This is a genomic window from Streptomyces sp. NPDC086519 (assembly GCF_040686075.1).
Taxonomy (GTDB): domain Bacteria; phylum Actinomycetota; class Actinomycetes; order Streptomycetales; family Streptomycetaceae; genus Streptomyces; species Streptomyces shenzhenensis.
The window spans coordinates 132,228-138,921 of record NZ_JBFBJL010000026.1 but is presented as its reverse complement, the minus strand read 5'-3'; the positions used below and the strand labels follow the sequence as shown (position 1 = coordinate 138,921).

At 71.5% G+C, this 6,694-nt stretch carries 6 protein-coding genes; 1 reads left to right on the top strand and 5 read right to left on the bottom strand.

The window, feature by feature from the left end:
- Window positions 1-223: 223 nt before the first annotated feature.
- Both AB0P24_RS24970 and AB0P24_RS24965 read right to left on the bottom strand, forming a co-directional pair.
- Window positions 224-742 (bottom strand): DUF3291 domain-containing protein, encoded by a 519-nt coding sequence (locus tag AB0P24_RS24970; protein WP_365797527.1) that lies wholly within the window; start codon window positions 740-742, stop codon window positions 224-226.
- Between the two features lie 31 nt (window positions 743-773).
- On the bottom strand, window positions 774-1,490 hold the full coding sequence (locus AB0P24_RS24965) for a transcriptional regulator (RefSeq protein ID WP_365797525.1): 717 nt from the start codon (window positions 1,488-1,490) through the stop codon (window positions 774-776).
- Between the two features lie 356 nt (window positions 1,491-1,846).
- Here AB0P24_RS24965 and AB0P24_RS24960 point away from each other — a divergent pair, with 356 nt between their 5' ends.
- Complete coding sequence (locus tag AB0P24_RS24960) at window positions 1,847-2,734, top strand: sugar phosphate isomerase/epimerase (protein WP_365797523.1); 888 nt, start codon at window positions 1,847-1,849, stop codon at window positions 2,732-2,734.
- 96 nt (window positions 2,735-2,830) lie between these two features.
- Here AB0P24_RS24960 and AB0P24_RS24955 read toward each other — a convergent pair whose 3' ends face one another.
- The 3 genes from AB0P24_RS24955 to AB0P24_RS24945 all read right to left on the bottom strand — a co-directional run bounded on the left by AB0P24_RS24955 (window position 2,831) and on the right by AB0P24_RS24945 (window position 6,621).
- A complete protein-coding gene (locus tag AB0P24_RS24955) occupies window positions 2,831-3,592 on the bottom strand; it encodes an SDR family oxidoreductase (RefSeq protein ID WP_365797521.1) in 762 nt (253 codons plus the stop codon).
- A 200-nt stretch (window positions 3,593-3,792) separates the two neighbouring features.
- A complete protein-coding gene (locus AB0P24_RS24950; RefSeq protein ID WP_365797519.1) occupies window positions 3,793-4,986 on the bottom strand; it encodes an extracellular solute-binding protein in 1,194 nt (397 codons plus the stop codon).
- A 195-nt stretch (window positions 4,987-5,181) separates the two neighbouring features.
- A complete protein-coding gene (locus tag AB0P24_RS24945; RefSeq protein WP_365797517.1) occupies window positions 5,182-6,621 on the bottom strand; it encodes a gamma-aminobutyraldehyde dehydrogenase in 1,440 nt (479 codons plus the stop codon).
- Between the last annotated feature and the right edge of the window lie 73 nt (window positions 6,622-6,694).

Here is a 6,694-nt window from a genome sequence, read left to right as displayed (position 1 = left end):
GCATCCCCCGCGTATTACGTATAACCTCTCCCGCTAACCGCCCCACCGAAAGGCCCCCATGCCGGCCGGGGTGGCCGGGGCGACCGGAGCGGCCGACGAGCAGTTCATCGTGCTCAAGCCCGGATACGGCCCGCGCGGCGTCACCGAGACCCCGCGCCGTCCGGCCGGGTTCAGCTCTCCCGTCGGTCTCGCGGGCAGTGACCCGGTCCGCGGAACCCGAACCTCACCCGCGCCCGGCAGGAGCGGTACGGACGCCCGTGACAGGGCCGGGCCTGAGGTCGGCCTCGGCGGCGGAGTATGAGGAGGCGAAGGTGAACGCGCGCGCCGACGGACCGTGCGCGCGCAGGTCCGCCAGCCGTGCCAGGGCCTCGCCGGTGGTCGGGAGGTGACCGGCGGGGATCCACCAGAGCACCAGATGCGCCTCGGCGTGCCGCTGGAACCATTCGCGGCGCCGCCGCATCACGTCCAGGTGCTCACTGCGGTAGGTGAAGTCCCACAGCGCCTCCTGGGTCTCCCACACCGTCAGGTTGACGATGACGTCCTCGCCCGCCGGGCGCAGGGCGGTGGCGTCGGCCGCCCCCTGCTCCACGAGCCGCCACACGAAGCCGGGCGCGTCGTCGGCGGCGGCGTTGACCGTGTCGAGCATGTCGACGAACGGTGTCATGCGCGGGTCGTCGAGGGGGAAGCGGAGCGTGGCGACGTTCAGCTGGGCGAGGTGAGCGGCGTACCCGGATGCGGTCATGGCCTCATATCAGCACGCCTCCATTTCTATGTCAATCATCGTTGTTTTTAGAAATCTCCAGCACCACACAGCACTCGCCGGGCCGGGCGTCCATACGGGCCCGGACGGGACCGCCGTCGCCGAGCAGCCCCTCCAGCAGCGCGAGGTTCATGCCGCAGACGAGCGGCGGAAAGCGTTCGGCCACGGCGTGGAAGGGGCAGTTGCGCATACGGACGACAGGTTCCGCCGCCCCGGTCGCCGCGGCGCCCGCCGCGGCGCCCCCGGCATCCCCGCCATCCCCGGCGGCTTCCAGGTGCGGTTCGTAACCGCGGGCCGCGAGCATCTCCATGGCCTCGTCGAGGCCTCGGCAGGGCGCCGCCGAGCCGCGCAGGGCCTCGCCGCGGCGGCGCGCGGCCGCGCAGAGCCCGGCGTCCAGCCCGGCCTGCTCGGCGGCTTCGGCGAGCAGTTCGGCGGCGGTGCGGTAGTCGCGGGCGGGCAGCGACACGAGCCGTTCGCCCCGCGCCCGCGTGTACACCTTGGCGGGCCGGCCCGCCCCCGGCCCGGAGCGCCCGGTGAGGCGGCGGCTGCCGGTGTCGAGCAGTCCGGCCTCGGCCAGCCGGTCCAGATGGTGCGCGGCGAGCGTGCGCGCCACCCCGGTCGCCTCGGCGGCCTCGTTACGGCCGACCTCGCGGCCCTGCGCCGCCACGTACTCGTACAGCCGGCGTCGCACCGGATCCTGCAGCGCCGCGATCGCGTCGATGTCGTCCACTCGGCCATTCTAGGAACAACACGGGTTGGAGATAGAAGGCCCCGGCCTCCGCCGTCCGGACTCCGGGCCCGCTTTCCCCCGGCCCCGCACGGCCTGCGCCCCTGGACATCGGGAGCATCGGGAGCACGCACGCCGAACGGGAAAATGACGGCCCCGATGACGGGAAATTGATGGATTCGGGGGCTTCACCAAACCCTCCGGCGAACCTAGCGTTGCGAGCACGCCAACGGCCCGGCCGCCCGTCGTACGAGACGGATCGGCTGCTCGGCGGCGGGCACGGTGGCGCTCGCCGGGACCGAGGGAAGTGACGGCCGTACCGGGCGAAGCCCCCACCGGACCCATCGAAAGGCCACGGCATGACCACCCCACAGCTGAACCGGATCGCCGGCGCGCCCATCTCCTGGGGCGTGTGTGAAGTGCCCGGCTGGGGCTACCAGTTGACGCCCGAGCGGGTGCTGAAGGAGATGCGCGACGTCGGCCTGGCCGCCACCGAGTTCGGCCCGGACGGCTTCCTGCCCGCCGCCCCGGAGGCGATGGCCCGCGTCCTCGCCGACCACGACCTGCACGCCGTCGGCGGTTTCACCCCGCTGCTGCTGCACGTGCCCGGCCACGACCCGCTGCCGGAGGCCGAGCAGCTCCTGGCGGGCTACACCGCCTCGGACGCCGAGGTCCTCGTTCTCTCCGCCATCACCGGCCAGGACGGCTACGACTCCCGGCCCGAACTCGACGCGGACGGCTGGAAGCTGCTCCTGTCCAACCTCGACCGGCTGACCGCGCTGGCCGCCGAGCACGGGGTCCGCGCGGTCCTGCACCCGCACGTCGGCACGATGATCGAGAACGGCGACGAGGTCCGCCGGGTCCTGGAGCACTCGTCGATCTCCCTCTGCCTCGACACCGGCCACCTGCTCATCGGCGGCACGGACCCGGCCGAGCTGACCCGGCAGGCCCCCGAGCGGATCGCGCACACCCACATGAAGGACGTGGACGCCTCCCTCGCCGCCAAGGTCCAGTCCGGCCGCCTCACCTACACCGAGGCCGTCCGCGCCGGCATGTACCGCCCGCTGGGCGCCGGCGACGTCGACGTGCAGGCGATCGTCACCCATCTCAGCGCGCGCGGGTACGACGGCTGGTACGTCCTGGAACAGGACACCATCCTCACCGAAGAACCCACGGAGAAGGGGCCGGTCGAGGACGTGTGGGCCAGCGCCGAGCACCTGCGCTCGGTACTGCGCGGCGTCGCGTAGGCCCCGGCGACGCCGGCGGCCGCGCCCGGCGGGCTCCGTCGGCCCGCCGGGAGGCAAGCGCCGCGCCGCGGACGGCGGGCCGGCGGGACTCTCGGCTCAGTCCTGGGCGCCGAAGACGTTCTGGTCCCAGTCGATGACCGAGCCGGTCACCACCCCGCTGCGGTCGGACAGCAGGAAGACGACGAAGTCGGCGATCTCGTCGACCTGTCCGAGCTTGCCCATGGGCTGGGCCGCGGCGGCCCGCTCCCGCCAGTCGTCGCCCGCGCCGTGGAAGGCGCGCTGGACGGCGTCCTCGCCCTCGGTGTCCGTCCAGCCGATGTTGAGGCCGTTGATCCGGATCCGGTCCCAGCGGTGGGCGTGGGCGGCGTTGCGGGTCAGCCCGGCCAGACCGGCCTTGGCCGCGGAGTACGGCGCCAGGAACGGCGGCCCGCCGTGGGCGCAGTTGGAGATGATGTTGACGATGGTGCCGGGTGCCTTGCGGGCGACCATGTCGGCCACCGCCGCCTGCATCGAGAAGAACGGCGCCCGCAGGTTGACCGCCATGTGCTGGTCGAACAGCTCCGGCGTGGTGTCCAGGAGCGAGCCGCGGGACGTCAGACCGGCCGCGTTGACCAGGCAGTCGATCCGGCCGTGCGCGTCCACGGTGCGCGTGACGCAGTCGCGCGCCTGCGCCGGGTCGGCGAGGTCAGCCCGTACGAAGAGCGCGCCGGTGCCGGCGGCGAGCCGCTCGCCGGTCTCGGCCCGGCGGCCGGTGAGGACGACGGTCGCGCCCTCCCGTACGGCCGCCCGCACGATGCCGGCGCCGACGCCCTGGCTGCCGCCGTTGACCAGGACGACCTTGTCCTGAAGAAGTGCCATGAGTGGGGTGTCTCCCTTTCAGCCGGGCCGGCTTCCGGCGCCGTCCAGTCGGTCCTCAGCACACTGCAGCCGCGGTCAAACGTCCTGTCAATAGAATGTCGTGTGTTGTAAGCGGCACCCGCTGCTCCGACTTCACCATCACCGGCCACCCCGTCTTCGGTGCCCCGGACGTGCAGGCGCCGCTTCCGTGCCGTCCGGGCCTACAACCCCACGATCTTGTTCCACCGCTGGGCGAAATCGACCCGTTCCTTCGACGTGATGTCGCGGGCGATGGCGAGGCGCTCGCGCATGGCCGTGTCCGGGAAGATCAGGGGGTTGTCGGCGAGGGCCGCGGTGTCCTTGTCCTTGGAGTCGGCGAGGACCTGCCGGGCGGCCGGGACGGGGCAGACGTAGTTGACCCAGGCGGCCAGTTCGGCGGCGACCTCCGGCGCGTAGTAGTAGTCGACGAGGCGTTCCGCGTTGGTCTTGTGGGCGGCGCGGTCCGGGATCATCAGCGAGTCCGACCAGAGCTCCGCGCCCTCCTCGGGGACGACGAACCGGATGTCGGGGTTGTCGGCCTGGAGCTGGATGACGTCGCCGGAGTAGGCCTGGCAGGCCAGGACATCGCCGCTGACCAGGTCCTTGGTGTAGTCGTTGCCGGTGAAGCGGCGGATCTGGCCCCGGTCGACCTGCTTCTGCACCTCGTCGCAGACGTCGTGGAAGTCGTCGGCCGTCCACCGGGTGATGTCCACGCCGTTTCCCTGCATGAGCAGCGCGAACGCCTCGTCGAGGCCGGAGAGCAGGGTCACCCGGCCCCTGAGGTCGCTCGCCCACAGGTCCTTGACGTGCCGGATCTCGCGGCCCAGCTTCCTGCGGTTGTACGCGATGCCGGTGATGCCCGACTGCCACGGCACGGTGCAGAGCCGGCCCGGGTCGAAGGCCGGGGAGCGCAGCAGGGGGTCCAGGTACTTCGCGACGTTCGGCTGGTGGGCGCGGTCCATCTTCTGGACCCAGCCGAGGCGGACGAACCGCGCGCACATCCAGTCGCTGATGACGATCAGGTCCCGGCCGGTGGACTGGTGGTTCATCAGTGCCGGGCTGATCTTGCCGAAGAACTCGTCGTTGTCGTTGATCTCCTCGATGTAGTCGACGGAGATCCCGGTGCGCCTCTCGAACGCGTCGAGGGTGGGCCGCTTGTTCGGGTTGTCGTCGCCTACGTCGATGTACAGCGGCCAGTTCGCGAAGACCAGCCTGTGGTCCCTGGCGGACAGGTCGCCCACGGCGCGGTCGTCGGCCTTGACGTACGCGGCCGGCACCCCGCAGCCGGCCAGTGCGCCGAGCGCGGCGGTGCCGCCGAGCGCGCGCAGCAGGGAGCGACGGGAGGGCCCGGGCGTCTGAGAAGAGGTCTGGCGCACCTCTGAAGGATGTCGCGCCCGTCTGCCGCCTGGCAATTGACGCTGCGTCGAGCCGCTTGACGCGGACCGGACACGTTGTCGATGGCCCGTGTCAACGCCGGGCAGACACCGCCGGTCCCGGCGGCGGCCCGTACCACCCAGCGCTGCCCGGGGTACTTCTCGACCCCGGGCAGCGCCGCAGGCCTGGGGCCGGACTCAGCCCTCCAGCGACGTCATCACGTGCTTGATCCGGGTGTAGTCCTCGAACCCGTAGGCCGACAGGTCCTTGCCGTACCCCGACTTCTTGAACCCGCCGTGCGGCATCTCCGCGACCAGCGGGATGTGCGTGTTGATCCACACGCAGCCGAAGTCCAGCTTCTTGGACATCCGCATCGCGCGCCCGTGGTCCTTGGTCCACACCGAGGACGCGAGGGCGTACTGGACGCCGTTGGCCCACTCCACGGCCTGGTCCTCGTCCGTGAAGGACTGGACGGTGATGACCGGGCCGAAGACCTCGTTCTGGACGATCTCGTCGTCCTGCCGGAGCCCGGAGACGACGGTCGGCGCGTAGAAGTACCCCTTGTCACCGACCCGCTGCCCGCCGGTCTCGACCTTGGCGTGGGCGGGGAGCCGCTCGATGAACCCGGAGACCTGCTTGAGCTGGTTCGGGTTGTTCAACGGCCCGAACAGCACGTCCTCGTCGTCCGGCTGCCCGGTCTTCGTCTCGGCCGCGGCCTTCGCGAGCGCCGCCACGAACTCGTCGTGGATGGACTCCTGGACGAGGACCCGGGTCGCCGCCGTACAGTCCTGGCCGGCGTTGAAGAAGCCCGCGACGGAGATGTCCTCGACGGCCTTGGCGATGTCGGTGTCCTCGAAGACGACGACCGGCGCCTTGCCGCCCAGCTCCAGGTGGACGCGCTTGAGGTCCTTGGACGCGGACTCGGCGACCGACATGCCGGCCCGTACGGAACCGGTGATGGAGGCCATGGCCGGGACCGGGTGCTCGACCATCAGGCGGCCGGTGTCACGGTCGCCGGTGACGACGTTGAAGACGCCCTTGGGGAGGATCTCCCCGATGATCTCGGCGATCAGGACGGTCGACGCCGGGGTGGTGTCCGACGGCTTCAGCACGACGGTGTTGCCCGCGGCGATCGCCGGGGCGAACTTCCACACGGCCATCATCATCGGGTAGTTCCACGGCGCGACCTGCGCGCAGACGCCGACCGGCTCGCGGCGGATGATGGAGGTCATCCCCTCCATGTACTCACCGGCCGACCGGCCCTCCAGCATCCGGGCCGCGCCGGCGAAGAACCGGATCTGGTCGACCATCGGCGGGATCTCCTCGGAGCGGGTGAGCCCGGTCGGCTTGCCGGTGTTCTCCACCTCCGCCGCGATGAGGTCCTCGGCCCGCTCCTCGAACGCGTCCGCGATCTTCAGCAGGGCCTTCTGCCGCTCGGCCGGGGTGGAATCCCGCCACGCCGGGAAGGCCGCGGCGGCGGCCGCCATCGCGGCGTCGACGTCCGCCGCCCCGGACAGCGGGGCCGTCGCGTACGCCTCGCCGGTCGCGGGGTTGACCACCTCGGTGGTCCGCCCGTCGGCGGCGTCCCGGAACTCACCGTCGATGTAATTGCGCAGACGACGCAGCTCGGTGCTCACTGCCGGCCCTCCAAGTTCGGGTGTCCATTCGCTGAGACACCCACAGTAATCCGAGATCCCACGTTTTCAACAC

Coding starts and splice junctions, on each gene's coding strand:
- AB0P24_RS24970 (WP_365797527.1), bottom strand. CDS start 742: ATGACCGCATCCGGGTACGCCGCTCACCTCGCCCAGCTGAACGTCGCC.
- AB0P24_RS24955 (WP_365797521.1), bottom strand. CDS start 3,592: ATGGCACTTCTTCAGGACAAGGTCGTCCTGGTCAACGGCGGCAGCCAG.
- AB0P24_RS24960 (WP_365797523.1), top strand. CDS start 1,847: ATGACCACCCCACAGCTGAACCGGATCGCCGGCGCGCCCATCTCCTGG.